Source organism: Streptomyces sp. NPDC053079 (assembly GCF_044546695.1).
In the GTDB taxonomy this organism is placed as follows: domain Bacteria; phylum Actinomycetota; class Actinomycetes; order Streptomycetales; family Streptomycetaceae; genus Streptomyces.
Genome location: NZ_JBITZJ010000001.1, coordinates 1,340,665 through 1,359,626 on the forward strand (window position 1 = coordinate 1,340,665; position 18,962 = coordinate 1,359,626).

Consider the following 18,962-nt stretch of genomic DNA (forward strand, 5'->3'; position numbering starts at 1 on the left):
GCACTGGCTGCCTCGCGCCCTGATCTGTGCGGGGTGTCGGCGTACGCGGCGGTGTCGTCTGCCGATTTGGTGCGTCCAACGACGCCTGTCGTGGGGCTGCCTGGGCGGGATCCCTGGCGCTGGCTCAAGTCCGGCGGCTCGCGTCGGTCTGCTCACGCAGGATGTCGCTGTGGCCGGCGTGGCGGGCGAATTCCTGGATCATGAGCAGGTAAATCCATCGCAGGCTGACGGTGCCGACGACAGGGTGCTGCCGGATGGCGTCGAGGTCGATATCCGCGGCGATCGCTCGTGCGCGGCTGCTGGCGCGCTCGAATTCGGCGATCACTTCGGCCACCGTCTCGTCGTCACTGACCACGAAGCTGGCCTCGCCCACCATCGCGCCGTCGCATTCGGAATCCGGCAGCCCTGCCAGGACGCGCTGGAACCAGTTCCGTTCAGCGAACGCGGCATGCTTGACCAGCCCGATCGACGTCGTCATGGACGGGACGAGACGGCGGCGGGCCTCTGTTTCAGATAGGCCTCGCACCGTGTCGACCAGCTCGGCCCGAGTGTAGTCGAGCATGTATTCGAGAAGTTGACGCTCGGGGCCGTCGGTGGTGCGAGTCGGGTTGTTCATGGCGTGTGCTTCCTTTCGTAGGCAGTGTTGGAGTTCACGGTTTCGATGGATTGGGCTGTCGATATTTCCGACCGAACGCCGCATCGAGGCGATGCTGCCCAGCCTCGGTGTGGCGGGGGATGACGCCGGATCCAACGAGCCAGCCCGTAGGCGGCGATGAATTCGCTTGCTTGCGGGGAAGTGGGGCCGAGTCGATCGGTTCGGTGTCGAACACGAATCAGGGGCCGAGAGGGGTGTCGTCGACGACCAGTAGCCGGGTCAGCGAGACGACGAAACCGGCTTCTTCTCGGACTATGCGTCCGGCTTGCCGTAGAGGTCCCGTTGGACTTAACTCCACCCCGCCAACCGACACGAGTCCGGAGCTTCGGCCACGGCAGTCCTCGACCGGCTCCTGCACCACTGTGACGTGGCCCCATCGGCGCCAGGCCGGACAGGCCCGGCTCCCGGACTGGAAAGAGCGGCACAACGCCTCCCACCGGCAGGTCCGGGCCCGCATCGAGCACGCCTTCGCCCGGATGAAGAACTGGAAGATCCTGCGGGACTGCCGTCTCAAGGGCGATGGTGTCTACTGGGCCACCAGCGGTGTCGCCCACATGCACAACCTCGCCCTCGGCCGAGCCTGAACACAGCATCACGAAATGACCGTTAACACTCCAGCGTCCCTCCCGTGTCGCGGTCCTCAAGATGCCCGGCCACGGTGGCAGCAGTGAGGAAGTACGTGACCGAGTAGAGGAAGCTCCCGCTGCAGATCGCCTTGTTGAGGAGGGCGTTGAAGCGGCGGGCCTCGGCTCGTTCGAGGTGGCCGAGATCGGCGAACGTATCGGCCCAGCCGCGGATGCTCATCACACGGTCCACGGTTTTCCGGTCACGAACGAGAAGGGTGCGGGTCTCCACATGGACCTCCTGAAGGCCGAGCGCGGTGAGGAGGCCCGGCACCTGGCGAGCAACGGTACTGTGGCGGAGGCTCACGGCCTGCCGCAGGGACAGGATGCGGGTCGCAAGGCGGTGGTCCTCGATGTTCAGGGCCTGCGTGCCGGAGTCCGGATCGAATACGACGATGCGGCCTCCAGGACGGACGACCCGGACCATCTCGCCCAGAGCCTGCCCGGGATCCGCTACATGCTGAAGGACACGGTCGGCCCAGGCCCCGTCGAAGGCTGCGTCCCGGAAGGGCAGACGGTGCACGTCGGCCACGGCAACCTGCCGCAGCCCGTTCTTCCTCATCTCGGCGCACATGACTTTGGCTAGGTCACAGGCCACGACGTTCGCACCCGTCGTGTCAGAGAGTTTCTCGGCGGCATCTCCCGTGCCAGCCCCGACATCCAGAAAACGCCTACCGGGCCCGGCTCGCAGCAGCTCCAGCAGGCGCTGCTTGTAGGAAACGTAGAAGGCTTCACTCCGCAGCCCGTACAGCGTGTCGACCAAGCGGCGCGGATCGGGATGGGCGTCGACGTGAGAGAAGGGGTACGGTGCTTGACTACTGCCCATAACAAGCCATGCTACGGCCGACCCGCGCACCCTGTCCGTCCCTCGCTCGGACTAGCACCTGCCTTCGGCAGGGCGTGCACGCTACCCCCGATCTGGAGTTACGAGGCAGGCTTTAGGTGCGGGAGTGGATGCCGTCACTGTTCGCTGGCGCGGTTACCGGGTCACTTACCGTCAGGCACAGGGTGCCGTTACGAGCGCATATCAACGTGCCGTGGTAAGTGACTGCATCGGCTCTGGTAAGCCGTTGGTAGGGGTCCACAAGCTAGGTCTGGATGGAATTGACCATGGCACGCAGGAGATGCCGGTCGGTTTGGTCAGTTCCTGATCGGGGACTCTTGGGGCCGGTGGCAGCTGCCACTTCCGCAACGGCTGCTGCAGGGGTTCGACCAGTTCAACGCGAACCATCCACTGGAACCACAGCGCCCAATACCACCAGTGGATCCTGCGGAAGATTCCTGGCCGCTTCGATCACGCCCTGGACACCATCGCGCTGCCGGGCTTGTTTATCATCCGTCAACTGGCTGGTGAGGTCTTATTCGTAACCTTCTTCTCACACCTTCCACTTCCCATGCGAAAGGGATCACCGTCATGAGGAAACTGAGCCGTGCCGCCATACACGCCGGCGCAGCGACGGCCATCGGCCTCGCTGCCGTTTCGGCGAGCATTGAGCCCTCGGCGGCTGCCGCCAGGTCGATGGTCATCGAGAGGCGAGACGGCGGCGCACCGACGCGGGCCATGTCCCAGCCCGAGGCACAGGCATACCTGTTGGGAGTCCTCAAGGAACAGAAAATGCTGGACAAGGAGGTGCCCCTCAAGCAGGCCCTCAATCAGGCTTTCGATGGGGGCGGCAAAGCCACCGGTTCCTACAAGTACAAGAACCGTCCGGTCTTGCACGCCAGCTCGGGGAATGGCCAGAGAAGCGCTACCCTCTTCTACTACAGCGAGGACAGTACGGACAGTACGCTGAGGTTATTCGCCATAGGTGAGCACAAGACGAGCTCGAGCTACAAGATCACTGTTTATGGCCAGAAGGGCACTGACTTCGCCCAGGGCAAGACCGTGTCCCTGAACTGACGCCCCGCGCCCGCCCAGAGGGGGCGCGTGCACCATGCTGGGCGAGACGGTCGACCGCGTCCTGCACGACTCCAGCCTGGCCTGCCTTCGCGCGCTCGAGGGATGAACAGCACGAGGCTCCGGACAAACGGATCCGGTCGGCCTAGCCGGCCCGGGGACCCGAGGCAGTCTGTGTCGTGGGCCGGTGTGGTGTCGTTCTCTCGTTGGGTGCACGTCGTCGGGGCTGCCCAAGCTGTTCCGGCAGCCCCGACGTCCCTATGCCCATTCGATGCCGAGTTCGGTGAGTGCGGTGCGTTGTTCGGGGTGAGTTTGTTGCGGCGGGTTTGGTGTTGCTGTACCAGATCCACGCCAGCGCGCCCTCCCGCCAGCCGCACCGACAGTGCCCAAGCGCGGCGGGCTGGGACGGTCGCACGAGCCAGCATGGTCTGCCGCAGTGCGGCTGCGATATCGAAGGTTCGGCCAGTCAGCGGTGAGTCCGTATCCGGAGGAGCCGTCCAGCAACCTATGCCCGGAGCCAGTGCGGTCGGCCAAATGGCGGGCGGTGCGGCGACTGCGGACACGTGACGCCCGGGCCAGGTGCGCCAGGGTGAACAGACGACGCAGCGTCGCGCCCGTTGCGCCGTCTCTGCTGGGATCACCGACGAGGTAGGGGCACGAACTCCAAGCGATCACGGGCGGGGCATCGGCTGCCTACTCGCCCCAACCCCCACCCGGCCCGCGCGACCCGGCAGGCACGAAGTCTCTGGCCTAGCCGGCCGTAATGCGAGGTGCCTGGAAGCGTTCTGCGTGCTCGGCCGCCCACTGCGCGAACGTGCGCGCCGGGTGGCCGGTCACCTGCTCGACGGTGTCGACGACGGTCGTGGAGGCATCGCTGGGAGCGGAGTACCAGCCGATGACATATTCGGCGTCCGCCCGGGACACTCCGGTGGCCATCAGCCTGTCGAGGGCCTGTTCGTGCGTGATCGGGACGAATGCGATGTCGCGGCTGATTGCCCGGGACAGGATGGCGATCCGTTCACGCGGGGTCAGTGATTCGGGACCGGTGAGGTTGTAGGCACGCCCAGCATGGCCATCCTCGAGCAGCGCGACTGCCGCGACAGCGGCTATGTCGGCCTCGTGGACGAGCGCGCTGGGGAAGTCGTACGGCTCGCGCACGATCCCCTCGGCCCGAACCGATTCGATCCAGGTCAACGTGTTGGACATGAACTCTTGCGGTTCCAGGCGTGTCCATTCCACACCCGAGTCCGCCACAGCCTGCTCGACCGGCCCCACGCCACCACCCCACACCACGGTGATGCGCCGCACACCCGCGCCAACCGCCCGCCGCACCAACTCGGGCCCGACCTCGGCGAGCCCCGCGGTCACCGTGATATGCAAACGGCAGACGCCCTCGAGGGCGGCGTCCAACGTCTCCGGTGCCGTGTGTGTGCCGGCCACCAGCTCCACCTCGGCCGGGAACCTTCCCGCGGCCGCAGCCGGATTCCGCGTCAGTGCCCGAACGTGCTCTCCTCGGCGGACCAGCTCTGCCACCACATGCCGGCCCGTGTTCCCGGTGGCACCCGTAACCAATGTCGTCACAGTTGAGTTCCTTTCGTCGCCGATGACCCTAGGAACTCAACTGCACTTGAGGTCAAGAATCGCGCCCGAGTGCTGGGGTGCCCGTCGGTCCGTCGGTCCGTCGGTCCGTCGTTCAGGCGACGGGCGAGTTCGAGGACGACGTGCAGCGGCTGGTGGAAGCGGTCACTGCGAGCGCCTGGTCGCCCCGCGAGCGGGCCCCCGATCGTGTTGGGGGCCCGCGTGATCTCTACCTCTGCCTGCCGCTTACGCCCGACGCAGCGCGGAGCGGCCCGCGAAGCGTGCCGAGTCGCCCAACTCCTCCTCGATCCGGATGAGTTGGTTGTACTTCGCGGTGCGGTCGGAGCGGGAGAGTGAGCCGGTCTTGATCTGACCGCAGCCGGTCGCCACCGCCAGATCCGCGATGGTGGTGTCCTCCGTCTCGCCCGAGCGGTGCGACATGACAGCCGTCCAGCCCGCCTGGTGGGCCGTGGCCACCGTGGCCAGCGCCTCGGTCAGGGTCCCGATCTGATTGACCTTGACCAGGACCGAGTTGCCGACGCCGGTGCGGATGCCCTCGCGCAGCAGCGTCTCGTTGGTGCAGAACACGTCGTCGCCGGTGAGCTGGCAGCGGTCGCCGACGCGGGTGGTCAGCTCGCGCCAGCCGTCCAGGTCGTTCTCCGCCATCGGGTCCTCGATGGAGACGACCGGGTAGGTGTCGATGAGCTTGGCCAGGTAGTCGGCGTTCTCGGAGGGGGTGCGGCGCACCCCCTCGCCCGCGTAGTCGTACACCCCGTCGCGGAAGAACTCCGACGACGCCGGGTCCATGACCAGGCCGATGTCCATGCCGGGGCGGTAGCCGGTGCGCTCGATGGCGCTCATCACGAAGTCGAGCGCCTCCTCGGCGGTACGCAGCGCGGGCGCGAAGCCACCCTCGTCGCCGACGCCCGTGGAGTGCCCGGCGGCCAGCAGATCGCGGCGCAGGGTGTGGAAGACCTCGCTGCCCATGCGGACGGCTTCGGCGAACGTGTCCGCGCCCACGGGCGCGATCATGAATTCCTGGAAATCCAGCGGATTGTCGGCGTGGGCGCCGCCGTTGACGATGTTCATCATCGGCAGCGGCAGGAGGTGCGCGTCGGCGCCGCCGAGATAGCGGTAGAGGGGCTGGCGGTGGGCCGCCGCGGCGGCCTTGGCGGTGGCGAGGGAGACGCCGAGGATCGCGTTGGCGCCGAGCCGGGACTTCGTGGCGGTGCCGTCGAGGGCGACCAGCGCGGCGTCGAGACCCGCCTGGTCCGCCGCGTCCCGGCCGCGCACGGACGCGGCGATCTCCCCGTTGACGTGGGCCACCGCGCGGTCGACGCCCTTGCCGTGCCAGCGCGCGGAGTCTCCGTCGCGCAGTTCCACGGCCTCCCGGGCACCGGTGGAGGCGCCGGAGGGGACAGCCGCGCGCCCCAGGGACCCGTCCGTCAGGACGACGTCGACCTCGACCGTGGGGTTGCCCCGGCTGTCGATGATCCGGCGGGCGGTCACGGTCTCGATGGCGGCCTTGACGGTTCCGACTGCTTTTTCGGACATGGGAGGTCCTTCCCGTTGTCGTGTGCCGTGGCCCCGGCTGCGACAACGCTGGCGCTGAGCCCGACAACACCAAACCATACAGCAATGCTGCGCAGTTTTGCTGCACAGTATTGCTGTGCAGGCCAGGCGCACAGCAGTGCTGGCCAACGGGCTAAAATGCCCTATGCCCACCTCGGAAGCCGCCGCCATCGCCGCTGAACTGCGCACCGCGATGGGCAAGCTCACCCGACGCGTCAAACACGAGGACCACATCCCGCTGGGCCAGGTCGCCGTGCTCGGCGCACTCGACCGCAACGGCGCCATGACCACCAGCGACCTCGCCGCCGATCAGCGCGTACGCCCCCAGTCGATGGCACGGGCGGTGGGACTGCTCATGGAACAGAACCTGATCACGCGCCGGGCGCACCCCACGGACGGCCGCAAGTCGCTGGTCGAGCTGTCGGACGCGGGCCGGGCCGCGCTCGAAGCGGAGCGCGGCCGTAGGGTCGGTTGGCTCGCACAGGCCATCGAGGCCGAACTCACCGATGAGGAACGGGCGTTGCTGGCACGGAGCGCCGCCCTGCTGGAGCGGCTCGCCACACGCTAGACGAGTCATTCCGATGTGATCAGTGGCGGTAGACCCGGCAAGGCTTCGTACTAGGCGGCGACGTCGGCCGAGGTGAGCGGGGGCGGGGCGGGGCGCCGGGGGCCGTGGACGTCAAGGTCATGGGCGAGCGGCTTCTATAGGATGCGCCGGGGGCGGGCGAGGAGCATGACGGCGTCGTCGTGGAAGCGGTCGGTGCCGGTGGCGAAGTGCTCGCGCAGGGCCGGCAACAGCGCCTCGCGCACTTGGGTGAGCCGGGGGTGTCCGGTGTTCCAGAATTCGGCGAGCACGCCGGCCGCGGCCTGTGCCCTGGCTTCGGCGCCCTCCTCGGGGAAGACCACGTCGACGCGGGCGCGGGTGAAGGAGATGTCGTCGAAGCCCCGCTCGGCCAGGACGTGGGCGGCACGGGTGAGCAGGTAGCCCTGGTGGTCGCGGGGCTCTCCGAGGAGCGGGGCGCAGGTGCGGTTCCACAGGTCGATGAGCTCGTTGTCCGGGGCGCCCTGGACGAGGACGATCCTTGCCTCCGGGGCCTCCCGGTCGACGGTACGGGCCATCTCGGCGACGGCCGTCTCCGGATCGTCCGTGTAATGCAGCACCCAGGTGGCGACGGCGGCGTCGAACTTCGCGTCACCCAGCGGAAGCCGCTCGGCGTACCCGGGCAGCACGGTCACCCCGTGCCCGGCCAGGGGCCGCATGCTCTCCTCGCGCGCCGCGTGCGGCTCGACGGTCGTCACCGACCCCAGCCGAGCGGCGATCTCCTTCACCACCGCGCCGGTGCCACCGCCCACGTCCAGAACCCGGCTGTTGTACGCCAGCGCGTCCACGACGACGGCGATGTCCTGGCGTTCGAAGCGGGCCTCCATGCCCAGCCAGCCCTGCTCACTGAGCTCGTGCGGGCCCCGGTAGGACTCGGGGAGCGGGTACGGGCCGGCCAGGGCATGCGGGGCCACGGCCGGGCCGCCGGGCTTGCGAGCGTAGACGAAGAGGTGCTCCTCGGCACCCGTGCCGGGGAAGTCGGGATGGAAGACGCTGACGTGCTCGTGCGCGATCTCCAGGCCGGCTTCGCGCAGCAGCCGCCCGTACGTCTCGGTCGGGTAGCTGGTGCAGCGGATGGTCTGGCCCATCCACTGGATCTCCTCGTCCTCCGCGTCGAAGGGCACCGTCGCGAAGACGAATAGCCCGCCCGGAACCAGCCAGTCGGCGATCCTCACGAGAGTGGCGTCCAGGTCCGCGCGGGGCATCTGGAGGAGGGGGAAGAACGCGGTGACGGCGTCCCACTGCCCGGAGGTTCCGGGCAGGGTCCGGACGTCGGCCAGTTCGAAGCGGGCACGAGGGACCTGTGTGCGGGCCAGCTCGACCATCGTCCTCGATACGTCGTAGCCGGTCACCTCGTGACCGCCGGCTGCGATCAGGTCGGCGGTCGGCCTGCCGGTGCCGGAGCCGATGTCCATCACCCGTGCACGTTCGGGCAGGCGGGCCAGTAGCCAGTCGATCGCCGCGAGCCGCTCGGGGAGTTGAGCGTAGGTCTCCTCGTACGTCTTGCCGAGGATGTCGAAGGGGCGAGCGGCGGCTTCCGTCGAGCCGGACGGCTGCGGGGGAAAGGCGGTCGATTCCACGGTCATCGTGTGATGGCTCCTCTTCCTGACGTGGCGATCACCACGCCGTCGGGAGACTACACTGCGGATTCATTCGGTAACGCACAGTCGTCAAGCCCGGCTGATTCCCTTCTCCTTGGGAGCTGACCCCGCATGACCAGCCCCGTATCCACCGGCCACGCCGCGTACTTCGCCTTCCGCGAGCAGCTCCTGGGTGACCTGCGCACCACCGTCCTGACCGGCGACCAGCTGTGCGAGGCCGGACGGCTCATCCACGGCCGCCCCGAAGGACTCTCCCTGTACGGGATCCCCGCCCCCGCGATGGGCAAGGTGGGCATCAGATTGCTGGGACGTACCGCGATCGAGTGCTGTGTCGACGACTACGCCATCGCGGTGGCCGACGCCCTCGCCGAGATGCACGCCGCCGCCCCCCAAGGGGAAGAAGCACCCCTGGTCGTGGACCTGTTCTGCGGCTCGGGAAACTTCAGCCACCACCTCGGGGCCCGGCTCGGCATCACCGTGGACGCGGCCGAACTCGACACGGCCGTCCACGCCGCCACCTCCCACAACCTCGCCCGGATCGGCGCCGCCACCCGGCTGTACTGCGGTGACTACCGTGACCTGCTCGGCAAGCTCCCTGCCCGCAGCACCTGCGACACGTACTTCGTCGAGCCGCCCTGGGGCCCCGCCTTCACCCCCGCCGGCCTGGATCTGACCCGGACCTCACCCCCGGTCCCCGACATCCTCGACGACATTCGCCGTTCCGGGACGGACTGCCCTGCCTGGTCGCCATCAAGACGAACGACCAGATCGTCCACGACTTCCTGGAGCGGTCCTTCGCCGGGGCCCGCCACGTACGGAGCATCACTCCGCCCCCGGTCCTGCCCTACGGTGCCAACGTGGACTTCCACCTGTACGAACTGGGCCTGTAACGCTCCAGCCGGGGGTGATGGGACGGTCGGTGCGAGGGCCCGGCCGCGTCACGGCCCCAGTAGATGGCCCGGCAGGTGGTCCGGCCGGGCATGGGCTCGACAGAACGGGCAGCCTGACCGGCGCAGGGCCGGGGCCGGATCGGAGAAAGCGGGGGCCATCCGCAGGATCCTGCTGGCCGAAGGTCGTGCGATGGTGCCGCACCCGCTCCTGGACCACCCGCATCAAGTCGAGGCCGATGCGGGCCTGAGCCTTGTCATACAGGCCACAGTCGTCGGGTCACTCGCCCAGACCAGGCTGTTTGACATCCGACCACTTGAACGTCTTCAGCTTCTCCCGCTGCTCCTCAGCTGTCCGGCGCATGTCCTTCTCGGTCATCGGGGACATGGGGCCTTCGCCGACCTGCACCATGTATTCACCCTGTCCGCCGGGAACGCCCTCGACGCGGTCGACCCAGAAGCAGTAGCCGGCCATGTCACCGAAGGATGCCGGAAGACGTTCGCCTTCACGGCTGGCGACGCCTTCGGCGAGCTTGCGCTTGCCCGTCTTGTCGAAGACCACGACGGGTTTGCCCGCCGCGTTCGGCGTGCAGGCACCGCCTGCCTCCGCTCCGTTTGCGGGAGAACGGGATGCAGAGCCGAGGGCGGCGGTAAACGACGCCTCGTCCGCCCAGGGCTTCCAGATCAGCAGCCCAGCGGCTATCGCCGCCGCCAAGGCAGCGCCTGCCGCACCCCACAGGATGGGTCTCCTGCTGCGGCGCGGTTGGCTTGTTTCATGCACGTCAATCATGGCTGGATCATGCCAGTAGCTGATGCTGTCGCCTGTTTCGGGGTGCTGTGTGGCGGTCTCGATGGGCGCTTCTTGCGCACGCCGCGCCCCCCGAACCTCAGCTCCAACCGCCCGAACCTCAGCTCCACACCGCCGCGCGAGAGCTACCACTGCATCTCGGAGCACCCGCCCACCAACCTCCTGTACGCGTGCGACGGCCGCACTGTCTGCGGGCTGTGCGAGAACGCCACCGCCATGGCCAGGAGCCTGAGCTGCTCCTGCCCGACCTTGTGGCCGCCGGCTTCTTGCACCCCGGCGGAGAGACCTACTGCGATCCTGACATCGATGACTGCAGCGATCACCCGGGGACCCCCGCGGTTTCACGGGAACCCAGCCGTGTCGGATTCGACGGACTGCTCCAAGAGAGCACGGGCGGAATCCGCGTAACGGATCGCGGTCTTCTCATCCATGCCGAAGACCTCGGCGAGGTGAAGAGGGTCGGGGTTGAGACCTGCAAAGCCTCCTGGGTATCCGCCTTCCTCTCCTCACCGAGTTCAAGGAGCGCGCATGACGATCACTGTCCGACCGGGAAGCAGCGTGATGTTCACCGGCGATTCGATCACCGACTGCCAACGACTGGCGAGCGAAGACGGTCTCGGGTTCGGCTACCCGCTGCGCGTCGCGGGCGAGTGGGGACTCCGGCACCCGGACCGGCCCGTGACCTGGCTGAACACCGCGAACGCGGGCAACAAGGTGATGGACCTCGAAGCCCGCTGGCAGACAGACGTACTCGACGTGTGCCCGGACGTGGTGTCGATCCTCATCGAGCACGGTGTCGTCGAGGCTGGTGCTGGTGCTGGTGCTGGTGCTGGTGCTGGTGTCGCACGCATCGGAGAGGAAGAGCGAAAGGAATGGCGCACCGACCTGGACCCGAAGATCCAGGTCGTGCGCAAGCTCGCCCGCAAGTACGGCGCGCATCTGCTCGACGCCGACGGCATGACCCAGGGCTGGCGCCGCGACCTCGTTCTACGACGCGATTGGGGGCTTCGTGGCGTGGGTCAGATGGTGGGGGAGGGCCAGGGGACGTCGGTTTCGACGGGGGCGGTGTAGTCGACGCCGGGGACAGAGAAGCCGTAGAGGCGGCGGACTTCGTCACTGAACCAGTCGAGGTCGGCGAGTTCGGTGATGGTGTCGCTGGTGGCGGTGCTCCAGCGTGCGGCGACGGCATCCTGTACGGCGGGGTCGAGCTCCCAGGTGTCGAGGCGGACCCGGCCCTCGTCGTCGAGGTCGAGGGGGCGGGCACCGGTCAGCCGGTCCCACAGCTCCACCAGTTGACCGATCGGGGTCACCAGGGCGTCGCCGAGGACGCCGCGCAGCAGCCCTACGTACAGGGCGATGCCGGGGATGGCGGTGGAGGACTGGGTGACGGCAGCTGCGTTGACCGAGGTCACGGCCCGGCCGCCCAGGGTCTTGCCGAGGCGCTCGTTCAATGTGCGTGCGGTGGCTTCGAGGTGGGCCTTTGCGGCGCCGATGGTGCCCTGCCGATAGATCGCCGCAGTGAGTGGCGAGCCGATGTAGGACAGGGCGGCGGTGGTGAAGCCATCGGCGAGCAGGGACCGGTCGGCCAGGAACGTGATCCATCGTTCCCAGTCGGCACCGCCCATGACCGCCACGGTCTGCTCGATGTCGTCGCCCTCGGCCGGCGCGGTGGTGACCTCCTTGACCTCAGGGGCACCGGACTCGTCGAAGACGAGGGTCTTGGTGGTGTGCGGCGAGCCGACCGGCTTGAGAACCGAGGCGTACACGTTGCCGGTGTCCGGGTCGGTGCGGCGAGGCGCGGCCACCGAGTAGATCAGGAAGTCGAGTCGCCCCCCGAACCGCTCGGCCAGGAGGTCGGCAACCTGCTCCTTCACCGTGTCGCTGAACGCATCGCCGTTGAGGAAGACCATGTCCCGCCCGTGCTGTTGGGCGAGCCGGGCCGTGGCGGCGGTGCGGTACCAGCCGGCCGTGCCGGTGCGCCGCGCGGGCGCCTTCTCGAAGCACACGCCGATGCCACGGATACCGACACGGGCCAGGCCCGCGATCGTAGCGGCCAAGCCATAGCCGGCGGACGAGCCGATGACCAGAGCCACCGGCCCATCGCCCTCGGCGGTGACCGGTGCGGGGACGGCCCGCCACATCTCGTCCACCAGCTGTCGGCAGCCGCCAGGATGGGAGTCGAGGAACAGGAAGCCCCGGCTCTTGGGCGCAATGACGCGTTCGCTCACGGTGTGGTCCCCCAGGTGTCGTCACGGACAAGGACGCGGCGGCCGCCTCGGGCCACCCCGTCCCGCAAGTCTGCGGCCGTGCGGATGAACACGGTGATCTTCACTTGGCACAACGATGTCCAGCCGGGCTTGGAGGGTTCCCACTAGCTCCAGCAGGGACAGCCGGCGGCACCCCAATCCCATCCCGCGGGGTACGGACCGAACCTGCCGACCGGCAGGAACGTCTCGATAAACACCTTCGGCACGCCCCCGACAGCCCACGGCGGCCGGGCAGATCGAGGCAGCCGTCGCACTGACCGGGCTGTACGAACCGGTGCTGCTCAGCCTGCTCAGCCTGCGCAGGCTGGCCCACATCAGGAATCGGCCCGGAGGTTCGGGAGTGGCCAGGGCCTGTGTGGGGTCGTGGGCCCGCTCCTGTTCGGCGGCCGCAGACCGTCCGCCAGGGGCCGAGCCCGCACATGGGCTCCGGTCTGACCCTGGCCGCGGGAGGCACCACGGCGGCGGTGCTCTACGTGCTGCTCGCGCGCGTCCTGCAGATCGACGGGTGCGGAGCTTGCCCGGGGCGAAGTGATCCCGCGGCGGCCGCACGCCCCGTGCAGAGGCCGGTCGTTGATCGGCCGTCAATCGCGAGGTGAACCACTCCGCCTACGGTCCGGGCACCACCAACCGCACCCGTAGATGGATGGAGCATCCGTTGCGCAGACATGCCGTCACCATGGCGCTCGCCACAGCGAGTCTGGCCGCCGCTCTCCCCACCGTCCAGGCGTACGCCGCCATCCCGGCCACCGGTCCCGCCACATCCGCGCCGCGCACGGCGGACGGCGGCGTCCACGCCCAGGCCAGGGCCACCGACGCCCAGCAGCGTGCCTTCTGGGCCGAGCAGGAGAAGAAGGGCACGCTCCGCGAGTTCAAGGGGCAGCTGAAGGACTGGAAGCCGAAGGCCGAGCAGCCGAAGGCGAAGGAGCCGGGAGCCGGGCGGACCGCGAAGGCACCCGCCACCGCGCCCCGGCAGAAGGGGAAGAGCCGGCTCGCGGCCGGCTCCCAGGGAGAGAACTGGCTGCGTGCCAGCACCGGCCGCATCCGGATCGCCTGGCCCAACGAGAACGGCTCCGGATGGTGGGTCAGCTCGTGCACCGGCAATGTGATCAACAGCGACAGCAAGGACACCATCGCCACCGCGCGGCACTGCATCCCCCACGACGACCAGGGCCGGATCAACCCCAAGGCGACGTACGAGTTCACCCCGGGCTACTCCAAGGACGCCGACGGCACCGAGCACGCCCCGAACGGGAAGTGGACCTTCCGCTCCGTCGGCGTCGTCGGTGACTTCGCCAACGCCCCGCAGACCTCCGACACCGCGTTCCTGACGCTCAACACCCAGGACGGCACCCACGTCCAGGACAAGGTCGGTGCCTCCGGCTTCCAGTTCGGCCTCTCCACCCTGCCGAACCGGGTGGTGATCGCGGGGATACCCGCCAAGTCCAACCAGTTCCACACCTGTGTGAGGGAGCCCTATTGGGGTCCGGACAACCCGCCCCAGATCCTGGGCAAGGGCGGCCCCTGCTCCGGTGACAGCGACCTCTCCGGCGGTGCGAGCGGCGGCCCGCTGGTCAACGGAGACACCCTCGACAGCGGCCCCGTCCAGATCGGCAACTTCTCCGGAAGCCTCGGGGAGGACGCGGCCGCCGCCGTCTGGCGCGACGCGGCCTACACCGTCTTCCGCTCCCTGCAGGGCCAAGGGCAGGACCAGGGCCAGGGCCAGGGTCCGGCCCACGACATGGTCACGACCCTCACCAACGCGAACAACAAGCTGGCCGACCTCTACGAGTACCGCAAGGAAAGCGGCTCCCGGGTCTACGGCTACCACAACACCGGTGGCCAGAACCAGCAGTGGCACCTGTGGGACAAGGGCGGCGGCTACTTCCTCATCGAGAACCGCTACACCGAGCAGCAGGGCCTCAGCGGCTCCGACGCCCGCGTCCTCGACTACAACTTCTCCAACGGCACCGCCTGGTCGCACCAGGTGAACGGCAACGGCGGCTCCGACAACCAGCTCTGGCGGTTCCGCGACACCCCCGGCCGCCCCGGGTGGTACACGATCCGCAGCAAGCGGGGCGACCAGTGCCTGGGCGCTCCCGACGGCGAGGGCTCGCTGACGGTCGCCTCCTGCGGCAACACGGACGGCCTTGACTCCCAGCAGTGGAAGCTCGACAAGGCCACCACCACACCGGCCCCTGCCGTCCCCGTCAACCTGCAGATGGTCGACGCCGGCGGCTACGACCCGAACGCTCTGCGCTCCTGGTTCGACAGGAGCCGAGGTCTCCTCCAGGACCAGTACGGGAAGATCAAGCAGTTCATGACCGGCGGCGCGTACGAGGTGAAGCCCGGTATCAACGTCGTCTTCGACGCCGGGCACCCCAGCTTCCAGGGCCCCGGCGCCGCGGCGGCCGTCTTCGATCCGAACGCGCAGCCCAAGTACAACAACGAGAAGTCGATCATCCTTCGTCCCGACTACGTGATGAAGAACCCGGGCGACATCGGATTCCTCATCCATGAACTCGCCCACCAGGTGCAGGACGCCGCCAACGGGGGCTGGCTCAACGAGGGCCAGGCGGACTACTACCGCAAGTACGTCTTCAACGTGAAGGAGAAGCCGGGCGTCGACCGGATCCGCGGCACGGAATACAAGACGGGTTACGACTCCACCGCCTTCCTGCTCAACTACATCGCCCACAAGCACCCGGCGGGCGAGAACGTCATCCAGAAGATCAACAACGAGGTGCGGCGTCAGGGCTTCGGCGCCGACGGCGACCGCGTGCTGACCGCGATCACGGGCAAGGACGGCCGGCAGTGGTGGACCGAGATGTGGAACGACATCCAGGCCAACCCGACCCGCTGGACCAACCCCGGCTTCCATGACTGATCAGGGCCTCTTCGGCTGATTCCGGTGATTCCGGAGGAGAAGGGCCAGGGGGCCGTTCGCCGGCGACGTGGGTCGCGTGGCGGACGGCCCCCTCGAGCCATGTCGCCGGGACCGCAGGTGCCGGCGGCTGTCGTTCGTCCCGGTCGCAAGCTAGTCGGCGACGACCCCCGTGTTCTGGCAGGCGGTCAGCAGCCAGCGGCCGTCGGCTTGCTTTGAGACCACGTACAGCGGGGCGCCCTCGCTCTCCTCGCCCGGGGCCAGGTAACGCTGACGGACCTTGACCGCCGCGACGTCGGGGCGGATGAAGAGCACGTGGGCCACCTCGTAGGTGACCTTGCCGTCCCAGCTTGCCGCGGGGAGGACCTTGCGGGTGAACTCCGATATCGCGTCGAGGCCGATGAGAACCTTGCCGTGGGCCGTCGTCCAGATTGCGTCCGGGTGGAAGAGGCCGAGGAACTCCTCGGGGTTCTTGTTCTGCTGGGAGTGCTCGACGGTGGCGACGAGCTGGCTGATCGCTTCGATGTCTGCCGCGTGGGATGTGGATTCCGTGGTCATGTGGATCATCGTCGTACCTCAAGCGCGATTGAGGTCAAGCGTCTGATCGCATGGCGGTGTGAGGACGACCGGACAAGTGCTGGTCCTCTAGTCCTCGAAAGGGACAAACCTGGCAAGTGAAGCCCAGTCCAGAGGACGCACGATCGTGGCCAGGCGGGCGAAGGGATCCTGTGCAGCCGTTTGGAACCACATCACCGAGAGCGTCGTATGTCCCGGCTCTGCAATATCCTCGGGCTTCCACCATGACGTCAGTCGAGCGTGAACCGCCTCTCGTGGCAGCCACTCCTCGACCCGCCCCTCCGCATCGGCGCGGAGCTTGTCGAGATCGTGCACGTACAAATGCGGCGTCGCTGCCATCGCCTTCTCGATTCCCATCAGGCGAAAGCGACGGTGCAGGTGCGGCGTTCCTTCGAGCATCCCTTCACGGTCGTCACTTACCGTGAGCTCGCGAAGCTCGGCGTGTACTGGTCCCACCTGATAGCTACGCAAGTCGTCGTTCCTCCTCTGGATCACGGGTCAGAGGGTAGTGTTTCCGACAAGCGGACCAAACGACGTTCGTCACACGCTCACACGCCCTAGCGGCGGGCGGGCCGTAGCGCGTCTTGCTGGGCGTCTGTTACGCCGTGCTGTCTGCGCGTTCGTAAACGCTGATGTGACGCCAACTTGCGGCGGTGAACTGCTCGCCGTTCCATCCTACCGAGCCATTCGATCCGGCAACAACGGCTCAGTCCGCACCCACTGCGCGACGGCCGGCCCTGAAATCATTCGCTCGTGCCCGCCTCGTCCGGTACGGTCGCGGGATTGTTCGCACTGCTGGGAGCCCATGAGGTTCGTGTGTGGCCTCCCAGGCAGTTCCCAGGCTGAGAGCAGGTTTCGCTATGGCATGTCGTATCAGTGAGCTCGTGCTTGGTTGCCGCGACCCTGAGGTGCTGGCGCGGTTCTGGTGCGAGGTCCTGGACTTCGTCGTGCTCGATCGTGAGGACGACGGCACGTTGGAGATCGGGCCGCGGGAAGGGTTCGGTGGTCCGCAGCCGACGATCATCCTCAGTCGCAGAGATGAGCCGGAGAAGGGGAAATCCCGGCTGCACATCGACGTCAACGCTACCGACCGCGATCAGGACGCCGAGCTCGAACGCCTGCTGAAGCTCGGTGCGCGCCCGGCCGACATCGGCCAGACAGGGCAGGAGCAGTGGCATGTCCTGACCGACCCCGAAGGCAATGAGTTCTGCCTGCTCAAGGCCCGCCTCAACCCACTCTGACCTCACCGATGAGAAGTGGGCGCGGCTGGAACGGCCGCCCCGACCGCGGCTTGGCGTGACGGGTGTTGCACGGGATGGGGCAACACGCCGCCGTGTGATGGGGTGGCTGGTTCTGAATTGTGCGGGTGAAGGTGCGTACAACCTCTTTGGGGTGTGGAGTGTCTGTGGGGGCACGGAGACAGCTGTCCCCGCGTACGTCCTCAACCGGCACCATGCGACTCATCCACGGAGGAGATCAGTGAAGCGTGCTGTAGGTACCCGTGTTGTCGGAGCTGCGCTGCTCGCCGCTGCCACAACCGTCACCGGGCTCGTGGCAGGCACCGGTACGGCCGTCGCCGCTCCGGCCGGCGCCGCCGCCACGTACAACAAGGAGTGCGGCACCGGTTACACCAAGGTCAACGAGATCCCGATCCCGGGCCGCGGGACGGTGTTCCTGGCCTACAACGCGGCCACCGGCAAGAACTGTGTGGTCACCAAGCGGAACAGCTCGACCGGCTCGCCGCTGTGGGTGGGCTCCTGGCTCCAGCGCAACCAGGAACTGAAGTCGAAGCAGGAGGAATACGGCCTCTTCACCTCGTACGCCGGGCCGGTCTACCTGGACGCCAAGGGCAAGTGCGTCGACTGGGGCGGCGAGATCGACGGCTACGTCGTGGCCCGCTACAAAACGAACTGCAGCACCCTGGCCCAGACCGGGCAGCAGGCTCGCTGACCCGGAACCGCGGCGGAGGCGGCTCCAGCCGTCTCCGCGTGGACCGGCGCCAAGGCCAAAGCGGCCAACGCCAGTAGCGGCGGGCGTTTCGCGTAGTGCCCTGGCCGGTCAGGCCACGTTCTCGATCAGGAATTGCTGGTCCGGTCCGCCAGTGCACCGATTCTCGACGGCTTCTGCTTCCGGCCGGGTGTCGTCGGCGGTGATGCCGATGCACTGGGACGTGGCCTCCGCGCGCAGGCGGTAGCGCGACTCGGTACCGGCAGGCTCTACCCGGAAATGCTGGTCCTTGTTGGAGCGGGTGCACGCGTCCCATGGTTCGAGCATGCCCTTCGCCGGGGCGCTGCGTCGGATCGTCAGGCAGCCCCTGCCGTGTTTCGGGTGGTGCCATTCGATGTAGTACGGGGCATCGGGGCCGTCGTGCACCGGCTTGAGGTAGGTGTGAGGCGGCTTCGCCTCCTTGCAAGGGCGTTGGGCAGCGATCGCGCTGGTGTACGCCCCACTGCGGTCGCGCCCCTCCGTCAGGCACAGGTGTGGGGTCCGGGCCGGGCGGATCTCCACCCAGCCCCGTACCGCCGGGGCGGCCGGCGTACGTGCCTTCCCTTCGTCGTCGGACAGCAGCGTCCACGTGCCCGTGGCCAGCAGGAGGACGGCGATCACGGCTACGGCGGCGACCAACGGCCTGGACCAGAGGCGTCGCCTGCTGCCCAACGCGCTCTCTATGCGGCTCCGCGTCTCCAGCCAGGACTGGATCTCGCGCTCTTGGTCCACCCCGCACGCGTGGAGGAACGCGACGAGCAGTTCCGGCCGGGGCAGGGAGTAGCGTTGCAGTACGTCCGAGAGGGTGCTGCGGGGGAGGACCTCGCCGCGGTCCTGCGCCCGCTGTTCCAGCTCCCGGTAGGTCAGACCCGATCGCTCCTTGAGCCGCCGCATGCGGTCCGTGAATTCGCCCGCGTCGCGTTTCCTGCGCAGTCGTATGCCCGTCACCCGCATGCCCGAATGGTTCCGGGCGTCGCCCGGGGCCGCAATCCGCGAACCGGCCAGCCTGGCCGGACAAGACCCGGGCACC

17 protein-coding genes and 1 pseudogene are annotated in these 18,962 nt (G+C 68.0%); 7 read left to right on the forward strand and 11 right to left on the reverse strand.

Annotated elements, in window-relative coordinates; all coding sequences use genetic code 11:
• Nucleotides 1-124: 124 nt before the first annotated feature.
• On the reverse strand, nt 125-616 hold the full coding sequence (locus tag ACIGXW_RS05565) for a DinB family protein (RefSeq protein WP_399570091.1): 492 nt from the start codon (nt 614-616) through the stop codon (nt 125-127).
• A 395-nt stretch (nt 617-1,011) separates the two neighbouring features.
• On the opposite strand from ACIGXW_RS05565, the pseudogene ACIGXW_RS05570 reads away from it, so the two are divergent.
• Nucleotides 1,012-1,239, forward strand: a pseudogene (locus tag ACIGXW_RS05570) (transposase); the annotation flags it as partial.
• Between the two features lie 22 nt (nt 1,240-1,261).
• Here the strand turns inward: ACIGXW_RS05570 and ACIGXW_RS05575 are convergent.
• Nucleotides 1,262-2,041: a methyltransferase domain-containing protein gene (locus ACIGXW_RS05575; protein WP_399570094.1), complete on the reverse strand. Its 780-nt coding sequence runs from the start codon at nt 2,039-2,041 to the stop codon at nt 1,262-1,264.
• A gap of 651 nt (nt 2,042-2,692) precedes the next feature.
• Here ACIGXW_RS05575 and ACIGXW_RS05580 point away from each other — a divergent pair.
• Nucleotides 2,693-3,178, forward strand: a complete 486-nt coding sequence (locus tag ACIGXW_RS05580; protein WP_399570096.1) for a hypothetical protein — start codon at nt 2,693-2,695, stop codon at nt 3,176-3,178.
• Between the two features lie 747 nt (nt 3,179-3,925).
• Here the strand turns inward: ACIGXW_RS05580 and ACIGXW_RS05585 are convergent.
• Both ACIGXW_RS05585 and eno read right to left on the reverse strand, forming a co-directional pair.
• Entirely contained in the window at nt 3,926-4,756 is an 831-nt protein-coding gene (locus ACIGXW_RS05585; protein ID WP_399570098.1) for an NAD(P)H-binding protein, read from the reverse strand.
• 243 nt (nt 4,757-4,999) lie between these two features.
• Nucleotides 5,000-6,307 carry a phosphopyruvate hydratase gene (gene eno / locus ACIGXW_RS05590; RefSeq protein ID WP_399570099.1) on the reverse strand — a complete coding sequence of 436 codons (1,308 nt, stop codon included), beginning with the start codon at nt 6,305-6,307 and terminating at the stop codon, nt 5,000-5,002.
• Nucleotides 6,308-6,470: 163 nt separating this feature from the next.
• On the opposite strand from eno, the gene ACIGXW_RS05595 reads away from it, so the two are divergent.
• Nucleotides 6,471-6,893 carry a MarR family winged helix-turn-helix transcriptional regulator gene (locus ACIGXW_RS05595; protein WP_399570101.1) on the forward strand — a complete coding sequence of 141 codons (423 nt, stop codon included), beginning with the start codon at nt 6,471-6,473 and terminating at the stop codon, nt 6,891-6,893.
• Nucleotides 6,894-7,027: 134 nt separating this feature from the next.
• Here the strand turns inward: ACIGXW_RS05595 and ACIGXW_RS05600 are convergent, their stop codons facing one another.
• The 3 genes from ACIGXW_RS05600 to ACIGXW_RS05610 all read right to left on the reverse strand — a co-directional run bounded on the left by ACIGXW_RS05600 (nt 7,028) and on the right by ACIGXW_RS05610 (nt 10,204).
• On the reverse strand, nt 7,028-8,512 hold the full coding sequence (locus tag ACIGXW_RS05600; protein WP_399570104.1) for a class I SAM-dependent methyltransferase: 1,485 nt from the start codon (nt 8,510-8,512) through the stop codon (nt 7,028-7,030).
• Between the two features lie 84 nt (nt 8,513-8,596).
• Nucleotides 8,597-9,037: a hypothetical protein gene (locus tag ACIGXW_RS05605; protein WP_399570106.1), complete on the reverse strand. Its 441-nt coding sequence runs from the start codon at nt 9,035-9,037 to the stop codon at nt 8,597-8,599.
• Between the two features lie 657 nt (nt 9,038-9,694).
• A complete protein-coding gene (locus tag ACIGXW_RS05610) occupies nt 9,695-10,204 on the reverse strand; it encodes a hypothetical protein (RefSeq protein WP_399570108.1) in 510 nt (169 codons plus the stop codon).
• 546 nt (nt 10,205-10,750) lie between these two features.
• On the opposite strand from ACIGXW_RS05610, the gene ACIGXW_RS05615 reads away from it, so the two are divergent.
• Nucleotides 10,751-11,293 (forward strand): hypothetical protein, encoded by a 543-nt coding sequence (locus ACIGXW_RS05615; RefSeq protein ID WP_399570111.1) that lies wholly within the window; start codon nt 10,751-10,753, stop codon nt 11,291-11,293.
• Here the strand turns inward: ACIGXW_RS05615 and fabV are convergent.
• A complete protein-coding gene (gene fabV / locus ACIGXW_RS05620; RefSeq protein WP_399570114.1) occupies nt 11,242-12,450 on the reverse strand; it encodes an enoyl-[acyl-carrier-protein] reductase FabV in 1,209 nt (402 codons plus the stop codon). The genes ACIGXW_RS05615 and fabV overlap by 52 nt on opposite strands.
• Before the next feature lie 631 nt (nt 12,451-13,081).
• On the opposite strand from fabV, the gene ACIGXW_RS05625 reads away from it, so the two are divergent.
• Nucleotides 13,082-15,373, forward strand: a complete 2,292-nt coding sequence (locus ACIGXW_RS05625; protein WP_399570116.1) for an RICIN domain-containing protein — start codon at nt 13,082-13,084, stop codon at nt 15,371-15,373.
• Nucleotides 15,374-15,523: 150 nt separating this feature from the next.
• Here the strand turns inward: ACIGXW_RS05625 and ACIGXW_RS05630 are convergent, their stop codons facing one another.
• Nucleotides 15,524-15,937: an SgcJ/EcaC family oxidoreductase gene (locus ACIGXW_RS05630; RefSeq protein ID WP_399570119.1), complete on the reverse strand. Its 414-nt coding sequence runs from the start codon at nt 15,935-15,937 to the stop codon at nt 15,524-15,526.
• A gap of 78 nt (nt 15,938-16,015) precedes the next feature.
• Entirely contained in the window at nt 16,016-16,441 is a 426-nt protein-coding gene (locus tag ACIGXW_RS05635; RefSeq protein ID WP_399570121.1) for a hypothetical protein, read from the reverse strand.
• 365 nt (nt 16,442-16,806) lie between these two features.
• Between ACIGXW_RS05635 and ACIGXW_RS05640 the strand changes: the two genes are divergently transcribed.
• On the forward strand, nt 16,807-17,187 hold the full coding sequence (locus ACIGXW_RS05640; RefSeq protein ID WP_071967176.1) for a VOC family protein: 381 nt from the start codon (nt 16,807-16,809) through the stop codon (nt 17,185-17,187).
• Nucleotides 17,188-17,497: 310 nt separating this feature from the next.
• Nucleotides 17,498-17,896, forward strand: coding sequence for a spore-associated protein A (locus ACIGXW_RS05645; protein ID WP_399570124.1), 399 nt, complete (start codon nt 17,498-17,500; stop codon nt 17,894-17,896).
• A 108-nt stretch (nt 17,897-18,004) separates the two neighbouring features.
• Here ACIGXW_RS05645 and ACIGXW_RS05650 read toward each other — a convergent pair whose 3' ends face one another.
• Complete coding sequence (locus ACIGXW_RS05650; RefSeq protein ID WP_399570127.1) at nt 18,005-18,886, reverse strand: helix-turn-helix domain-containing protein; 882 nt, start codon at nt 18,884-18,886, stop codon at nt 18,005-18,007.
• Nucleotides 18,887-18,962 lie beyond the last annotated feature (76 nt).